16 protein-coding genes are annotated in these 17,080 nt (G+C 48.0%); 8 read left to right on the forward strand and 8 right to left on the reverse strand.

Going from position 1 to position 17,080, the window contains the following annotated elements; genetic code table 11:
- The first annotated feature begins 166 nt into the window (after positions 1–166).
- From dapF to KWJ01_RS12515, 4 genes are all read left to right on the forward strand, one after another.
- A complete protein-coding gene (gene dapF, locus KWJ01_RS12500; RefSeq protein ID WP_224996784.1) occupies positions 167–943 on the forward strand; it encodes a diaminopimelate epimerase in 777 nt (258 codons plus the stop codon).
- 221 nt (positions 944–1,164) lie between these two features.
- Positions 1,165–4,554, forward strand: a complete 3,390-nt coding sequence (secA, locus tag KWJ01_RS12505; protein WP_224996785.1) for a preprotein translocase subunit SecA — start codon at positions 1,165–1,167, stop codon at positions 4,552–4,554.
- A gap of 128 nt (positions 4,555–4,682) precedes the next feature.
- Positions 4,683–5,240 (forward strand): SPOR domain-containing protein, encoded by a 558-nt coding sequence (locus KWJ01_RS12510; protein ID WP_224996786.1) that lies wholly within the window; start codon positions 4,683–4,685, stop codon positions 5,238–5,240.
- A gap of 44 nt (positions 5,241–5,284) precedes the next feature.
- Positions 5,285–6,475: a M20 family metallopeptidase gene (locus KWJ01_RS12515; RefSeq protein WP_224996787.1), complete on the forward strand. Its 1,191-nt coding sequence runs from the start codon at positions 5,285–5,287 to the stop codon at positions 6,473–6,475.
- 123 nt (positions 6,476–6,598) lie between these two features.
- On the opposite strand, the gene KWJ01_RS12520 is transcribed toward KWJ01_RS12515, so the two are convergent.
- Positions 6,599–7,738: a hypothetical protein gene (locus KWJ01_RS12520; RefSeq protein WP_224996788.1), complete on the reverse strand. Its 1,140-nt coding sequence runs from the start codon at positions 7,736–7,738 to the stop codon at positions 6,599–6,601.
- Positions 7,739–8,084: 346 nt separating this feature from the next.
- Between KWJ01_RS12520 and KWJ01_RS12525 the strand changes: the two genes are divergently transcribed.
- The 4 genes from KWJ01_RS12525 (at position 8,085) to KWJ01_RS12540 (ending at position 11,323) form a co-directional block, all read left to right on the forward strand.
- On the forward strand, positions 8,085–9,206 hold the full coding sequence (locus KWJ01_RS12525; protein WP_224996789.1) for a Na/Pi symporter: 1,122 nt from the start codon (positions 8,085–8,087) through the stop codon (positions 9,204–9,206).
- Between the two features lie 142 nt (positions 9,207–9,348).
- The gene (locus KWJ01_RS12530) at positions 9,349–9,990 is read left to right on the forward strand and encodes a phage holin family protein (protein WP_224996790.1); all 642 of its coding nucleotides are present in this window, start codon (positions 9,349–9,351) and stop codon (positions 9,988–9,990) included.
- Positions 9,991–10,179: 189 nt separating this feature from the next.
- Entirely contained in the window at positions 10,180–10,437 is a 258-nt protein-coding gene (locus KWJ01_RS12535; protein WP_224996791.1) for a hypothetical protein, read from the forward strand.
- A gap of 112 nt (positions 10,438–10,549) precedes the next feature.
- Positions 10,550–11,323 carry a geranylgeranylglyceryl/heptaprenylglyceryl phosphate synthase gene (locus KWJ01_RS12540; RefSeq protein WP_224996792.1) on the forward strand — a complete coding sequence of 258 codons (774 nt, stop codon included), beginning with the start codon at positions 10,550–10,552 and terminating at the stop codon, positions 11,321–11,323.
- Here the strand turns inward: KWJ01_RS12540 and KWJ01_RS12545 are convergent.
- From KWJ01_RS12545 to panC, 7 genes are all read right to left on the reverse strand, one after another.
- Positions 11,306–12,226 (reverse strand): AraC family transcriptional regulator, encoded by a 921-nt coding sequence (locus tag KWJ01_RS12545; RefSeq protein ID WP_224996793.1) that lies wholly within the window; start codon positions 12,224–12,226, stop codon positions 11,306–11,308. The genes KWJ01_RS12540 and KWJ01_RS12545 overlap by 18 nt on opposite strands.
- A gap of 128 nt (positions 12,227–12,354) precedes the next feature.
- Positions 12,355–13,494, reverse strand: coding sequence for an acyl-CoA dehydrogenase (locus tag KWJ01_RS12550; RefSeq protein ID WP_224996794.1), 1,140 nt, complete (start codon positions 13,492–13,494; stop codon positions 12,355–12,357).
- 154 nt (positions 13,495–13,648) lie between these two features.
- Entirely contained in the window at positions 13,649–14,344 is a 696-nt protein-coding gene (locus tag KWJ01_RS12555; protein ID WP_224996795.1) for a zinc metallopeptidase, read from the reverse strand.
- Between the two features lie 13 nt (positions 14,345–14,357).
- Positions 14,358–14,849: a D-glycero-beta-D-manno-heptose 1-phosphate adenylyltransferase gene (gene rfaE2 / locus KWJ01_RS12560; RefSeq protein WP_224996796.1), complete on the reverse strand. Its 492-nt coding sequence runs from the start codon at positions 14,847–14,849 to the stop codon at positions 14,358–14,360.
- Positions 14,830–15,846 (reverse strand): lysylphosphatidylglycerol synthase transmembrane domain-containing protein, encoded by a 1,017-nt coding sequence (locus KWJ01_RS12565; protein ID WP_224996797.1) that lies wholly within the window; start codon positions 15,844–15,846, stop codon positions 14,830–14,832. The genes rfaE2 and KWJ01_RS12565 overlap by 20 nt, the downstream gene beginning before the upstream one ends.
- A gap of 2 nt (positions 15,847–15,848) precedes the next feature.
- A complete protein-coding gene (gene panD, locus KWJ01_RS12570) occupies positions 15,849–16,196 on the reverse strand; it encodes an aspartate 1-decarboxylase (RefSeq protein WP_224996798.1) in 348 nt (115 codons plus the stop codon).
- 16 nt (positions 16,197–16,212) lie between these two features.
- Positions 16,213–17,070, reverse strand: a complete 858-nt coding sequence (panC, locus tag KWJ01_RS12575; RefSeq protein WP_224996799.1) for a pantoate--beta-alanine ligase — start codon at positions 17,068–17,070, stop codon at positions 16,213–16,215.
- Positions 17,071–17,080: the final 10 nt, after the last annotated feature.

Genomic DNA, 17,080 nt, shown 5'->3' on the forward strand with positions numbered 1-17,080 from the left:
GCCACTTTGGCAGCTGCTTCACGAAATAATAGCCCGCGCTGCGGGCTTGGCTCATCTGTTTTATTATTTTTGTATCCGCCGTTTTATTACCTTCGTAGTGATATTGCCCTTTCGGCAAAAAAAGCTTTGTCTGTTACGCAGCTAAGGCGGGTTAAGAACATTCAATATGTCAACACTGCATTTCTATAAATACCAGGGTACCGGCAACGATTTTGTCATGATCGATAACCGGCAGGAGGTCTTTGATAAAGAAAACCTGGCGCTTGTACGGCAGTTGTGCCACCGCCGTTATGGTATTGGGGCCGATGGTCTCATCCTGATCGAAAATAACCCGGAGTCAGATTTTGAAATGATCTATTTCAATTCCGATGGCTCTAAAAGCTTTTGCGGAAACGGCGGCCGCTGCGCTGTTTTCTTTGCGCGCTTTCTGGGTATAGTAAATGATAATGCCGAATTCAGGGCTATTGATGGCTTCCACGAGGCCTACATGCTCAACGACCAGGTGTACCTGCGCATGCGCAATGTAGATAGCGTGGAGCAATTTGAAGAAGATATGTTCATCAACACCGGCTCGCCCCACTACATCCGTTTTGTGAAGGAGCTGGCCGATATGAACGTAGTGGAGGAGGGTAGAAAGATTCGCAATTCTGAGCTTTACAAAGCAGAAGGAACCAACGTTAATTTTGCCGAACCTACCAGTGAAGGCAAGCTGTATGTTCGTACCTATGAGCGCGGGGTGGAAGATGAAACCCTCTCCTGCGGTACTGGGGTAACGGCCGTGGCCCTGGCAAGTACCTACCTGGGTTATGCCTCACCGGTGAAGCTGGTAACCCCCGGCGGACAGCTGCAGGTGGCGTTTAAAACAAAAGGAAACGACCACTTTACCGATATTTACCTGTCGGGACCGGTTACACCTGTGTATAAAGGTGAAATTTCTATATGACAGGCTGGCAGGTGCACCATTTGCCTGCAGCCTTTGTTAATAATAAGGTACAATTTTTGTTTATTACCTGAATCGTGGCTTAAAGCATGTTTAAACTTAATCCTCTGCATCCTGCAAACATACTGCATGCTGCACAGGCCAAAGTAAAATTCAAACAAGCCTGTAGCTGCAGGGTGATTATAAGAAAAAGCTTGTAAATTTATCGGGAGATTGACGTTCGCATGTTAGATTTTATAACGAAAGGCATACAGAAACTGGTTGGCAGTAAATCAGAGCGGGATGTAAAGTCCGTGATGCCCCTGGTTAACCGCATCATAGCTGAGTACGAGAAGCTTGCTTCTTTAAGTGACGATGAGCTGCGCAACCGTACTAAGGAAATACAAAACAGCATCGATAGCAGTTTGCGTTCTATTGATGATCAGCTGGAAGACCTGCACAAACAGGTAAACGACCAGCCCGATCTGGATATAGACCAGAAAGAGGCGCTGTTTAACCGCATAGATAAGCTGGAGGCTGAGCGCAATACAGAGCTGGAAAAAGTACTGCTGGAGGTGTTACCGCAGGCTTTTGCAGTAGTGCGTGATACCGCCCGCCGCTGGAAAGAAAACGGACAACTGGTGGTTACAGCCACCCAGTACGACCACGCATATGCTGCTAAGCATGAACATGTAACCATAGAGGGCGACAAAGCCATCTGGAAAGGTGAGTGGATTGCTGCCGGAAATAAAATAAAATGGGATATGCTGCACTACGATGTGCAGCTGATTGGCGGTATTGTGCTGCACCAGGGTAAAATTGCCGAAATGGCAACCGGTGAGGGTAAAACCCTGGTAGCAACCCTGCCTGCCTTCCTGAATGCCCTTGCCCGCCGTGGGGTACACGTGGTAACGGTAAACGATTACCTGGCCAAGCGCGACTCCGAATGGATGGGACCGCTCTTTAACTTCCACTGGTTAAGCTGCGATTGTATTGACAAGCACCAGCCTAACAGTGAGGCCCGCCGTAATGCTTACCGTGCCGATATTACCTATGGCACCAACAACGAATTTGGTTTTGATTATCTGCGCGATAACATGGCCCGCAGCCCCGAAGACCTGGTGCAGCGCAAGCATCATTATGCCATGGTCGATGAGGTTGACTCCGTACTGGTTGACGAAGCCCGTACACCGCTCATTATCTCCGGCCCGGTTCCGCGTGGCGATGAGCACGAATTCTATGACCTGAAGCCCCGCGTTAGCCGCCTGGTGGAAGCACAACGCAAGCTGGTAACCGGCTTGCTGCAGGAGGCTAAAAAGGGCCTGACAGCCAACATAAAAGATGAGGATGCCGGCCTTGCACTTTTCCGTGCCTACAGAGGCATGCCTAAGTATAAGCCACTCATCAAGTTCCTTAGCGAGCCGGGCATTCGCCAGGCACTGCAGAAGGTAGAGAACTTCTACCTGGCCGATAACCAGAAGCAGATGCCGCAGGCCGATAAGGTGCTTTACTTCACCATCGACGAAAAACACAATACCATAGAGCTTACCGAGCAGGGTATCGACCTGATTACGGGAGATGGCGAAGATCCGAAGTTCTTCATCATGCCTGATATCGGTACTGAGATTGCCAGGCTTGAGCACGATACAAACATCAGCGACGAAGACAAGCTGCAGCGCAAAGATGTGCTGATTAAGGACTACGCTACCAAATCTCAGCGTATCCACACCATTAACCAGCTGCTGAAAGCTTACACCCTCTTTGAGCGCGATACTGAATACATCATTCAGGAAGGCAAGATCAAGATTGTAGATGAGCAGACAGGACGTGTAATGGATGGCCGCCGTTATTCCGACGGTTTGCACCAGGCCATTGAGGCGAAAGAAAATGTTAAGGTAGAAGATGCTACCCAAACCTACGCCACCATTACCCTGCAGAACTACTTCCGGATGTACCATAAGCTGGCCGGTATGACCGGTACTGCCGAAACAGAAGCAGGCGAATTGTGGGATATCTACAAGCTGGATGTTGTGGTAATTCCTACCAACCGCCCCATTGTGCGCGATGACCGCGAAGACCTGGTGTACAAAACCATGCGTGAGAAGTTTAACGCCGTGGCACAGGAAATCGAGCAGCTGCGTAATGCAGGCCGCCCGGTACTGGTAGGTACTACTTCTGTAGAAATATCGGAGGTGCTGAGCCGTATGCTCAAAATCCGCAACATACCACACCAGGTACTGAACGCCAAGCAGCACCAGCGCGAGGCCGAGGTAGTAGCCGAAGCCGGTAAGCCAGGTACTGTTACCATTGCCACCAACATGGCAGGCCGTGGTACCGACATTAAGCTTACGCCTGAATCTAAAGCCGCAGGTGGTCTTGCAATTGTAGGTACAGAACGCCACGAATCCCGTCGCGTTGACCGCCAGCTACGTGGCCGTTCCGGCCGCCAGGGCGACCCTGGTACCACACAGTTCTTCGTATCGCTGGAAGATAACCTGATGCGCCTGTTCGGTTCCGACCGCATTGCACGCCTGATGGACCGCATGGGTTACGAGGAGGGTGAGGTAATTCAGCACTCCATGATCACCAAATCTATTGAGCGTGCTCAGAAAAAGGTAGAGGAGAACAACTTCTCCATCCGTAAGCGACTGCTGGAGTACGACAACGTGATGAACTCACAGCGTGAGGTGATTTACCGTCGCCGCAGAAACGCCCTTTATGGTGAGCGCCTGCAGCTGGACATCATGAACATGCTCTACCAGGTTTGCGAAGACCTGGTGCAGAATGCCAAAGGTGCCGATGATTACGACAGCATGCGCCTGAATGTGCTTAGCATCCTGGGCTTTGACTACAGTCTGGATGAAAACACCTTCCGCAAAAGCAATCTGGAGGTGCTTACTGAAAAGCTTTATCACAGAGCCTACGAGCATTATAATAAAAAGAACAACAACATTGCCCAGCAGGCCAGCCCAATCATCAGGCAGGTGCATGAAGAGCGCGGTGCGGTAGTTAAGAATATTGTAGTGCCCTTTACAGATGGCAAGCGTCAGATTGCGGTAGAGTCAAACCTGGAAAAGAACCTGGAGACCAACTGCAAGGAGCTGATCCTTTCTATGGAGAAGTCTATTACGCTATCGATCATAGACATGCTCTGGAAAGACCACCTGCGCGATATGGACGACCTGAAACAGTCGGTGCAGAACGCGGTGTACGAACAGAAAGACCCGCTGTTGATCTATAAGTTTGAGGCTTTTGAGCTCTTTAAACGCTTTATTGGGCGGGTGAATGAGGAAACCATCAGCTTCCTGATCAAGGCCAACCTACCGATGAGGGATCCGGAAATGGTGCAGGAGGCAGCACAGCTGCAGCGCCTGCGCCAGCAACAGCAGCGTTTGCGGGAGAGCAAGGAAGAATCCGAGCCACTGGTAAGCGGCGGACAGGGTGTTCCGCAGGGCCAGCAGGAAACTGCAGAGAAAGTAGCTCCGGTGCCGGTTAAGTCTACCAAAGTAGCTGGCCGTAACGACAGGGTGAGTGTGCAGTATGCCGATGGTACTGTAAAGAAAAATGTGAAATTCAAGCTCGTAGAGGAAGATATCAAAGCCAGCCGCTGCGTGCTCATTGATTCAGAAGATTAATACTGAAGATTATATTAAATAAAAACCGCAGGAATAACTGCGGTTTTTATTTCTGTGCGCTAACCCTGCCCCGATAATTGCGCTATAATAGCAATATCCTATGTATTAGCTCACAGAATTGTTTCGTTATGAAAAACACAAGCATGCGCAAACGCAACTATATGATATGGTTTATGATGCTGGGCCTGTATTTTAGCTGTGCAGGTCCGGGACAGTCGCCGCAGCGGGCCGAGACCCAGTATTCAGAAGATCTTTCTGCACTACGGCGTACCCAGGATTATAAGCTTACAGAACCTGATGCTGCTACTGCTACACCACGTCCACGTCCGGAGCAGCAGTCACAGTATCCGTCTTCAGGTGCAGTAACAGCCAGTCAGGATGTAACCAGGCAGCTGGAGACCCTGCTGGCAGCCTCGGCAGAGCGTAATAAAGAGATTAAAACACTTCCCGGCTTTACCGTGCAGGTTTACCTGGGCACCAGCCGCGATGCCGCAGAAAGAGCCAAGCGGCAGGTGTATAATGCCGTTCCTGAGGCCCGGCCGGAAGTTAAGTTTGTGCAACCCAACTACCGGGTAATTGTAGGCCGCTTTGTTGACAGAATGGAGGCCCAGTCTACCTACGCATCGCTGAAGCAGGAATTTCCGAATGCACTTATTATTCCAGACAGAATACAGATCAATGAATAAGTCTGCTTAAGGGCAGGCGGCGTACATATTTTATTTTTATTTATATGGAGTTACTGGAGCGCGTTAAGGTGCTGGCAGCACAGTATGAGCAGGATCTTGTGGCTAACCGCAGGCACTTGCACGCAAATCCGGAACTGTCGTTTCAGGAGTATCAAACGGCAGCTTTTATTCAGGAACGTTTAAAAAGCTGGGGCATTCCCTTCAAGGCACCTGTTGCCGGTACCGGTGTTGTAGGCACCATTGAGGGCAGAAACCCGCAGAAAAAAGTGTTTGCCCTAAGGGCCGATATGGATGCGCTGCCCATTCTGGAAGCTAACGATGTTCCGTACAAATCTAAAAATGATGGGGTAATGCATGCCTGCGGACACGATGTGCATACCACCTCGCTGCTGGGCGCTGCCCGTATACTGAACGAACTTAAAGATTCCTTTGAAGGTACGGTACGCCTGATCTTTCAGCCGGGCGAGGAGCTGCTGCCAGGTGGCGCTTCCCTGATGATCAAAGAAGGAGTATTGAAAAATCCCGAGCCTGCTGCCATTGTGGGGCAGCACGTTATGCCGCTGATTCCTGCAGGCAAGGTTGGGTTCAGGGAAGGCATGTACATGGCCTCTACAGACGAGCTGTACGTTACTGTAAAAGGAAAAGGCGGCCATGCCGCCATGCCGGAGCAGAACATAGACCCTGTGCTGATTACAGCCCATATTCTGGTTGCGCTGCAGCAGATCGTGAGCCGGGTTGCCAACCCTAAGATACCCACAGTACTCTCTTTTGGTAAAATAATTGCCAACGGTGCTACTAATGTAATTCCCAACGAGGTAAAAATAGAGGGTACCTTCCGCACCATGGACGAAACGTGGCGGGCAGAGGCGCATAAGCGCATGAAAAAGATGGCAGAAAGCATTGCAGAAGGTATGGGCGGCCAGTGCGACTTTGATATTCAGAAGGGCTATCCGTACCTGGAGAACGATCCGGAATTAACCCGCCAGGCGCGTACTGCTGCTGTAGAGTACCTGGGAGAAGAAAATGTGCTGGACCTGGACCTGTGGATGGCTGCTGAAGACTTCAGCTACTACTCTCATGAGGTAGACAGCTGCTTTTACCGCCTGGGCACCCGCAATGAAGATAGAGGCATTACCTCTTCGGTACATTCACCTACTTTTGATATCGACGAAAAAGCATTGCCTATCGGGGCAGGCCTGATGGCCTGGATTGCACTAAAGCAGTTAAATGCTTAGTATAGCTGCGGCACTATATGCAGGTAGGTGCTGTAATAATATTTTAGTACTACCGGTACTGTAAAAAAGAAGAGGAGGACGTGCATCACGTCCTCCTCTTCTTTTTTATTGGCTATGAAATAGTTAGTTACTGCTGCCAAAAAGGGCTTCGAATACTTCTGCCCGAACTTCGGCGTTAATGGCCAGTGCAAGGATAACAGCAACCAGGAGGCCTATCAGGGCATAGAGCATATCTTTGCCAATCATCTTTGCTGCTCTCTTGGTGCTGCGGTATCTTTTCTTCTGCCTTTTTTTGCTGATGCTAATGGCCAGTTCCCTGCCACCCAGCAAGCCAATAAACACCCAGGTAGTACTCATGGGGATGGTGCTAAGGTTCTTGAAATAGAGCAGAAGCAGGGCATATACAAAATCTACTATGGTAGCAGCCCGTATGTCGGCAACACCAGACTTTTCTGTTACCACACGCTGTATTTTGTCGCCTTTCAGGTAAAAGAGAATACCTAAGCCAAAGAAAATATAAGCAACAAACCCAATGAACTGGGAGGTGCTTAAGCTTCTGGGCAGGAATACGGCAATGTTAGCAGCATCCTGCGATAGCCAGGTGTACCAGAGGGCGCCGCTGATTACCCACTGAACAGGAAGCCACCAACTGGCAGGTTTTCCTTTGAAAAGGTTTTTTACAGCAAAGGAAACACCAAACCAAACGATAAGGGCTATGATGAATGCAATAAAATAACCAATTAAGCTTTTGCCAAGTACGCCAAGGATAGCATCTGAACTGGTGGCAAAGGCACTTAGAATCAAAAATGTGGTAGATACCGGCATGCGCAGCCGGGTTAAGATCAGCAGAAAAATAGGGGCGGCCAGCTGCAGAAAAGAAAATGTCTGTGGAGCCTGATCAAAACCCTTAGATGCCAGGCGCTGATAGCTCACATCGCCATCGTACACAAGCCAGCTGTAGGTCATGGTGGCAATAAAAATAATACCCATGTACAGCCAGAGATAATACCAGCGCCTTTGGCTGTTGGAGGCAATAAAGGTACCAATGGTTTGGATACTGTCGTTTGCAATGGCAGAATAACCGGCAATTGCAAAGCCTACCCACATGGCAATATGGGGAAAAGGCGTAACAAAGGCGCAGGTTAAAAACAGTACGGCAATGAGAATAAGAAAATTTCGCTCTTCCTTAACCAGTGTAAATATCTGGATGGGGCGCCTGGAGAGTTTCTCCCAGGTAATGCGTTGGTTGATGTTATTAGCCATGAAGATTGTTTGGCCGGCTTCGATCCTTAAGAAAGGGAAAGCAAATTTATTAAATTGTTTTTACAGTTGAATGAACGCTCTGTTAACTTAACGGCTATCCAATAAGGCCATGGATAATCAAAGGTATATTATCATCAGCACAATTTTAAAATTAAAACTGTTTTTACTTATTTAAAAATTTAACAATTGCTTCACATTGAAATACCCCCTGTTCAGTATTTAATCAAATATCTTTGCATTCCCTCTCCGGTGCCAATGCTCTGGTGCCCTGGCAGGTTAAGACCGGAACAGTCAAGGGTGGCACTCTATGTTTTTCCTGGAGTACAAAGAAAAATTTACTAATAAATTGACGCAATCTGCTGCCGGTACAAAACCATCGATCAGTATAGTAGGTAGAGTACTGGCCATTATTGTGGCTGTAGCGGTTTTTCTGTTTGCGCTAAGCCTTCTTGGTCATGCCTTTAAGATGGTGGCTGCCGGAAGAACCCAGCAAATCATGGAGGTTACCTCCGATCCCTTTATCAGTTTGTTTATTGGCCTGCTTATGACTGCCGTAATACAAAGCAGCTCTACAACCACCTCTATGGTTGTTGCTGCGGTTGCAGCAGGCTCACTTAACATGGCACAGGCCGTGCCTATGATCATGGGGGCCAATATTGGCACCACCCTTACCAGTACCCTTGTATCGCTGGGGTTTATTACCAAGAAAAAAGAGTTTAAAAAAGCCCTTGCAGCAGGTACGGTACATGATATCTTCAATGTATTTACAACCATCATACTGCTGCCTCTGGAATTGTACACTGGCTTTCTCTCCAGTCTGGCACAGACAATTTCAGGCTACATTTCACTGCCTGGTGAGTTAAATTCCAGCGACCTTTTTACCTATGGTTTCTGGCACAACCTAAGCCCGGTGCAGTGGATGGTAGATAGCATAGACAATGTGTGGGTAGTGCTTCTCCTGGCGTTTGTGCTGCTGTTTGCATCTATCAAGGTGCTGGCACACTACATCTATGAGTTATTCATAGGCAGCTTCAGGAAAGATTTTGAGCGGATATTTTTTGCCACGCCCCTTAAAGCCTTTGCATTTGGTGGTTTGCTTACTGCTACGGTGCAATCCAGTTCTGTTACAACGCCATTGGTTGTTCCACTGGTGGCAACCGGAAAAATCAGCCTTAAAAAATGCTACCCTTATATCATGGGTGCAAATTTAGGTACAACTGTTACTGCTTTTCTTGCAGCACTTTTTCATTCCAATGCAGCCATTAGCATAGCACTGGTGCATGTACTTTTTAACCTGTTTGGGGTACTGATCTTCTTCCCGATAAAGGTTCTGCGCAATGTGCCGATCAAAACAGCCCAGCGCCTGGGCCGCATCACCAACCGAAACAGGATTATTGGCTTTATGTACATCCTGTTAACTTTCTTTTTACTACCCTTTATTCTGATTTATATTAGCCAGCAGAGTTAAGTTTTTAGTGGCATCTTTCTATTATTTCTTTAAAAAGAATAAGGAAAGTAGTATTATCAACAATGGTTTAGCTAAACATTACTGTCGTAGCTCTCGTTTAGAAGAGTAGCATAACCGTTTGTTATTTTTTAAATATTACCACGTGCAACCAAAAGGATTACTAAAATTTTTACGGCTTGAGGGATTTGCTCAAAACGTAAAAGAATACGTCGAGAACCAGATAGCAATAACCAAACTAGAAGCAAAGCAGAAAGTTGCAGATATAGGCAGTACTGTTGCTGCATTAGTGCCCGCAGCGCTGTTTGGTTTTTTTGCTTTGATTTTTCTAAGCCTCACCCTGGCAATGGCCATTAATGTATGGTTGGATAGCCTGGTATGGGGATTCTTAATTGTAGGTGTTTTGTACCTCGTAGGCGCTGGAGTTATGTTTTCCATGCGGGATTCTGTATGGCTCAAGAAAAAGATTGTGGATGGCAGTACTAAGTTCCTGAAGGAGAAACCCCAGCAGGAGAAAGATCAGCAGGAAAAAGACAATGCTAATGCTAAGCAGACCAGCCCTGTAGAGCATAAAAAAGTTATATTCGAAGATCTGGATGAAGATGGTGAGGTGATCACAGCTGATCGCGAGCGTTATACGACAACTGCTGAAAGACAGCCTCATGTAGCAGCAGACCGGGAGCCACTCAGCAAAGCAACTGCTGTTACCGAAGTGCGCACCAATCACAATGCGGCCATTATTGAAACAGAAACAGAAGAAGATACCAAGAGAGAAGAGCGTTCCTGATCGAACTACGTTAATCAGCCCTGGCAGCAGCACAGCATGCAGCTGCATTTTTTTTACGCTGTGCTAATGCTGGTATGCTGATTTATTGGTATACATATATGTCTGGCTGCCAATCGCCAGCACTACTTTTAATTGGGAAAAATTTTTTTATAAGAAATCAAAAATAGCGTATCTTGTATAAACCCGCTTATGGAAACCCTTGATAAGAACAATCTACCTGGCAAAAACAAAGAGCAGCTGTTAGCTGATCAGGAACGGCTTAAAAATGAAATGGGGTACCAGTTGGATGGTATCAAAGACGATGCTGCAGATGTAGGGAAAACAGTGTTGATGGTAGGTGCAGGAATATATCTGGGTTACAAACTTCTTAAGTACATTTTTAGCAACAGCCGGAAAAAACGGAAAAAAAAGCTAATTTTCGTTCCAACAGAAGAGCGCTGGTTGTAAGGCAGGGGTGAAGCCCGGCCCCAGGCTAACTCACTCAAGACATAACAGCCTCTGTTTACTGCTGTGCTACTTATGCCAGCCAGAGGCTGTTTTAAAAGAACATAGATTTTAGATGAATAACCCGCAGGTGCTTAACATCCTGTCCGAACGCTCTAAAGAGGGCAGAAAAAGTTTTGCCGTACTGATAGATCCGGATAAGGTAAGCGATGAAGATTCTTTATCAGAAATAATTCACCTAAGTGTTAAGCACGGGGTGGATTTTTTCTTTGTAGGAGGCAGCCTTATTACCGAAGACAGCCTGGACTGGGTTGTGCGTATGTTAAGAGCGGAAAGTTCGCTTCCTGTTGTGCTTTTCCCGGGTAGCAACCTGCACATACACCAGCAGGCACATGCCATACTTTTTCTATCGCTTATTTCGGGGCGTAATCCGGAGCTGCTCATTGGGCAGCATGTAGTGGCTGCCCCCATTCTTAAAAAGAGCAGGCTGGAGGTTATTGCCACCGGCTATATGCTTATTGGCTCCGGTATACAGACAACAGCCGCTTACATTAGCAATACTTTACCTATTCCCAACGATAAGCCCTCTGTGGCTGCCTGTACCGCCATGGCTGGTGAGTTGCTGGGCTTGCGTCTGCTTTATATGGATGCAGGCAGCGGAGCGCCAGAGCCTATCTCTCAACGGGTAATTGGTGCCGTACGCCGCAGTGTAGACCTTCCACTGATTGTAGGAGGGGGCATTCGTTCAGGGGCGGCTGCCCGGCAGGCCCTGCAGGCAGGTGCCGATGTGGTAGTGGTAGGCAACGGGATAGAAAAAAACCCCAATCTGCTGATTGAGGTTTCTTATATTGTTCATGAGCTGAATGCAGCCTTAAACGTTCATGAGTGATTCTCTTCTGCGCATTTTGCCGGCAGGGATACCAAACATCATCTTAAAGCGGCGGCAGAAATAGGCGGTATCTTTGTAGCCCACTTCCTTACCAATTTCGCGGATGCTCTTTTTGCTGGTACGCAGCAGCGTAACGGCTTTTTCCATGCGCTGATATTCAATATAGTCCTGCGGGTTGATGCCAGTCAGCATTTTGAAGTACTGCCCTACATAATCTTCAGATACATTGGCTACATTGGCCAGCACCTTGTTCGACAGATCGCCGGAGATATTTTCCTTGATGTAAGTAAAGATATCTATTAAGCGAGGATCGTTAAAGTAGGTGCTGTTGGTTGCCAGCTGCTCTACAAATAGCTTGCGATCCAGGATGTGGCGAATTACTTCTACCACCAGCATATCGGTGCTGATCTTTACAATTCTGTCTTTACCAGGCTTCTTAGAGCCAGCCTCGCGAGAAATATCATCTATGATCTCATAGATAACAGGATTTTCACTTAGGCTGAATGCCGGTACATCCAGTGAAGCAAAGAAGTTCACAGAATCGAATACCTTGGCCTCAAAGCTCACCTGTGTAAACACCAGGCCTTGTGCCGACTGTGCGTCTTCAGCAGAAATTGGCTGAAGATACTTTTCCCGGTTGGTCAGGAAGTCCTCGTTGTGTATTCTTAAAGATGGGTTAGAACCAAATACGAAAGATGTAGTCTTTCCACCCGGAATAAACAGGGCTTCTCCCTCATTTACAACCTCACCGCCATTGAAACTGCACTGACCGCTACGCAGGTAGAGTATCGTGTTTTCAACGTCATAATAGTTGTCAACGGCTACTGGCTCTAGTACCCTAAAATGCTTTGCCTTCAGGTAGCGAATGCTCAGCGACTCGATAATTTTATTGTAATCCTCCATTATGCACTCCAGAATGGAAATCTAGTTATATTGAAAATCACACAAAGAAAGCCCATAAAAAGGTTTATGCCAAAATTGTGTAATTTTTTTCTCTAAAATCCATTTTTTTAGAAAGATTACAAACTATTCTACTTTAAAAGTTCCCTTGAAATTACAATTTTCTGAATCTCAGAGGTTCCCTCGTAGATTTGGGTTATTTTGGCATCGCGCATTAAACGCTCTACATGGTACTCTTTTACATATCCATATCCACCATGGATTTGTACAGCTTCTGACGTTACCTCCTGGGCAATTTGCGAAGCATACAGTTTGGCTACTGCACTGGCGGAACCGAAATCTTTCTTCTGGTCTTTAAGCCAGGCAGCCTTCAATACCAGCAGGCGCGCAGCCTCTACCTGTGTAGCCATCTCGGCCAGCTTAAACTGTATGGCCTGGTGCTGGGCAATGGGCTTGCCAAAGGCCTGGCGTTCTTTTGCATAGCCAATGGCCAGCTCCAGTGCGCCGGAAGCAAGCCCCAGGGCCTGGGCTGCAATGCCAATGCGGCCGCCGTTAAGCGTAAACATGGCAAACTTAAAGCCAAAGCCCTCTTCGCCAATGCGGTTGGCTTTAGGTACTTTTACATCCTGGAACATGAGCGAGTGTGTATCGGAGCCACGGATACCCATTTTGTTCTCTTTCTTGCCCACTACAAAACCTTCCATGCCTTTTTCCACAATCAGGCAGTTAATGCCTTTATGCCCCAGCTCTGGGTTCGTCTGGGCAATTACCAGGTATATCGAGGCAGAGTTGCCATTGGTGATCCAGTTTTTGGTGCCATTCAGGAGGTAGTAATCACCTTTGTCTTCGGCTGTGGTGCGCTGTGAGGTAGCATCTGAGCCTGCCTCGGGCTCAGAAAGACAAAAGGCGCCAATTTGCTGCCCACTGGCCAGTTTAGTGAGGTGTTTTTGCTTTTGTTCTTCTGAACCATACTTCTCCAGACCCCAGCACACCAGCGAGTTGTTTACCGACATGCACACCGAGGCTGAGGCATCTACCTTGGAGATCTCCTCCATGGCCAGTACGTAAGAGATGGTATCAAGGCCGCTGCCGCCATAGGCAGGATCTACCATCATGCCCATAAAGCCAAGCTCACCCATTTTACGTACCTGCTCGGCAGGGAAGGTTTGGGCATCATCGCGTTCTACCACGCCTGGCAGCAATTCTGTCTGGGCAAAATCACGGGCTGCATCCCGCACGGCCTGTTGTTCTTCTGTAAGTTCAAAAACCATATATAAGGCTATTAATCTGATTTAAATCGTTTGCGCTACGAATATAAAGGAAAAAAATATTTTCTGCCTCCATCTGTAAATGTTATGCATGAAGAGCATTTTTAAATAAACGAAAAAGCCGGCATAGGGCCGGCTTTTGTATTAAATTTTAATGTTAGTCTCTTCTGCTGCCACCCATCAGAATCATCACCAGGTAGAGCAACTGTGCCAGTGAGGCAAGAGCAGCTACTACGTAAGTCATGGCGGCCCACTTCAGGGCGTCTTTGGCCATACCCATTTCGCGGTTGTCTACCATGCCGGTGTTGCTCATCCAGGCAAGTGCCCTGCGGCTGGCATCAAACTCTACCGGCAGCGTAATAAAAGCAAAGAGGGTAGTTAGCGCAAACAAACCAATGCCCAGTACCAGGGGTATTGGTGTGGTGTTCATCATGAATATACCAATCAGGATAATCCAGGAAAGGTACTGTGAGGACACCGACAGCACGGGTACCATGGCCGAGCGGAATTTTAGCATGCCATAGGCTTTTGCATGCTGCACGGCGTGGCCACATTCGTGAGCGGCTACGGCTACAGCAGCGGCATTGCGCCCGTGGTATACCTCCTGGCTAAGGTTAACAGTTTTGTCTGCAGGGTTGTAGTGGTCGGTAAGCTTACCGCCTACCGATAGTATTCTCACATCGGTAATACCGCTGTCGCGTAGCATTTTTGCAGCCGCTTCGGCCCCACTAATGCCGCTGTGCAGCGTAATTTGTGAGTACTTACGGAATTTGCTCCTCAAGCGCTGGCCAACCAGCCAGCTAAGCAGGGCAAATACCGCGAATATGATTAATCCGGTTCCGTCAAATATCATAGCATTTCAGAGTTTAAGCAGTTTTGATTTTATTGACCAGGGCAGTAGTAGAACAACCTTCCACCAGTTCAATGGTTCGCACCAATCCGCCTTTCTGAAGAACGAAATCCGCTCCAACTATATTTTCGACTGTATAGTCGTTTCCTTTTACCAGCACATCGGGCTCTACCTGCCTGATAAGCTCCAGGGGCGTATCTTCTTCAAACAGCACGATGGCGTCTGTAAAGGCCAGTGCTGCCAGCAAACGGGCGCGGGCATCTTCCTGCTGAAGGGGCCTGCTGTTACCCTTTAGTCTACGGACAGATAGATCAGAATTTATGCCAATTACTAGTCTGTCGCCAAGTTGGCTGGCTTTTTCCAGGTAATCGATATGCCCCAGGTGTAACAAATCAAAACAGCCATTGGTAAACACAATGCGCTGGCCTTCATTACGCCATTCTGTCAGTGTTTGCTTTAGTGCTGGTAAAGAGTATACTTTATTTGAACTATGCTGGTTTAGCTTCATCCTGTAGTGCTTTGGTGCCTTTAAGTAAACTGATGAGCAGGCAAATACTCCCTATGATGATAACAAAAAGACTTTGGGAAGTGTGCATCAGCAGGGTAAGAAATGCTGCATCTCCCCTGGATAGGCCGTAGAGCATTAGTACACCGCTTACCAGTACATGGTAGGTACCAATGCCACCCTGTACAGGTGCAGCCATGGCAATGCCACCCATAGCCAGCAGGGCAAGTCCTACAAGAAAGTTTATGTTGCTGATGTGAGGCAGGGAGAACAGGATCAGGTAGGTCATGTAGTAGTACAATACCCAGATGAGCAGGGTGCTGGTCCAGAAAGCCAGCTGATGCTCTATCTTGCGGATACTTAACAGGCCGGCCAGCAGATCGCTTCCAAAACCTATTACCTTCTGGTAGAGCTTAAACTGCATGAGGCGCAGGTGGTAAATGCGCCAGAGGTAAATGCTAACAGAGCCAAGAACGGCCCCTGCTACCAGCAGCCACACAAGCGTTGTTGAACTAAAGCGGGATTCTCCGGAGAATACTTCTGCCAGGAAATCCTCAAGCCTGTTAAACTCCAGCAGCAAAGTTACGCCCACGGCCAGGAGCAGCATTATCAGATCAAGGGCTCTTTCGGCCAGTACGGTGCCAAAGGAGGTAGGCATGGGAATGCCTGCATTTTTTCTTAGTACGCCACAGCGGGCTACCTCTCCAAAACGCGGAAGGGCAAAGTTTGCCAGGTAGCCAACCATTAATGAATTGAAGGTAATGCCTAGTGTGGGGCTATAGCCAACGGGCTTCAGGAGTAGCTTCCAGCGGAAGGCTCTTAGAATAAGGCTGATAAAGGAGGCCAGGAGCGACAGGGTTACCCAGCTCCACTCAACTTCTGATATACGACCAGCTAGTTCATTAAGCTCAACACCCCTTAAAGCGAACCACAGCAGTGCCAGGGAAATAAGAAGCAGTAAAATGTACTTGAGTACCTGCTTGATGATAGATGCCTTCACGCTTACGCGAGTTTGTTGGTGTCATCAGGAAAGATAATGGAAGGCTTAAAGCTTCTTGCTTCTTCGGGAGTTACAAAGGCATAGGAGATGATGATGACAATATCGCCCACCTGCACCTTACGCGCAGCCGGACCGTTCATGCAGATCATGCCGCTGCCACGCTCGCCCTTTATCACATAGGTTTCGAGCCTTTCGCCATTGTTTACGTTTACAATCTGCACCTTTTCTCCTTCAAGGAGACCGGCGGCATCCAGCAGATCTTCATCTATGGTAATGCTGCCTACGTAGTGCAATTCTGCCTGCGTAATCTTTACTCTGTGTATTTTTGATTTCAGTACCTGTATAAACATGGTGCTGCAAATGTAATTAGTTGCCTTGATAACTTATGAGCAGGTTGTCAATTAACCTTACACCTTCCACATAGGCAGCGGTGCAAATGGCTATTTGATCCCCCTTTTGAACATTTCTTAGTTCTTGCAAAGTTCCACCCTCGGTAATGTAAAAGTATTCCGGCTCCAGGTTTGGAATGTTTTGCAGGTAAGCCAATGCATTTTTTTGTGCTACATCAGGCACTATGCCGGCCTGCACGGCTTCTGCAGCCTGCTGCAGTGCTACATATAAATGTAGTGCGGTTTGCCGCCCCTCGCGGCTTAAGCGCAGGTTTCTGGAGGAGAGGGCCAGCCCGTCGGCCTCGCGTACGGTAGGCTCTATCTGAATCTCGGTATTGAAACCAAGGTCTTTTACCAGCTGCTCCAGAATGCGGCATTGCTGCAGGTCTTTCTGGCCAAAGAAGGCCATATGAGGCTGTACTATGTGCAGCAGCTTGCTTACAATAAGGGCAACCCCGCTAAAGTGGCCGGGCCGGTAGTAGCCTTCCATTACTTTTTCCAGGGGGCCAAAGGAGAATTGTACCAGGGGAGGGGTAGGATAGATCTCATCTGCCTCCGGAAGAAAAACAGCATGACAGCCGGCAGCTTCCAGCAGGGCAATATCCTGCTCGGGCATGCGGGGGTACTTTTTAAGATCTTCGGGATTGTTGAACTGGGCAGGATTTACAAAAATACTGCACACGGTATAGCCGGTCAGTTCCAGCGATTTGCGGATCAGCGACAGGTGTCCCTGGTGCAGGGCACCCATGGTAGGTACAAAGCCAATGGTGGTGTTCTGCAGCCTATGCTCCTGCAAATGTTGCCGCAGCGCCTCTTTTTTTCTAAAGACCAACATAAAGGAGCGA

The sequence above is a fragment of the Cesiribacter sp. SM1 genome (genome assembly GCF_020178975.1).
Lineage (GTDB): Bacteria > Bacteroidota > Bacteroidia > Cytophagales > Cyclobacteriaceae > Cesiribacter.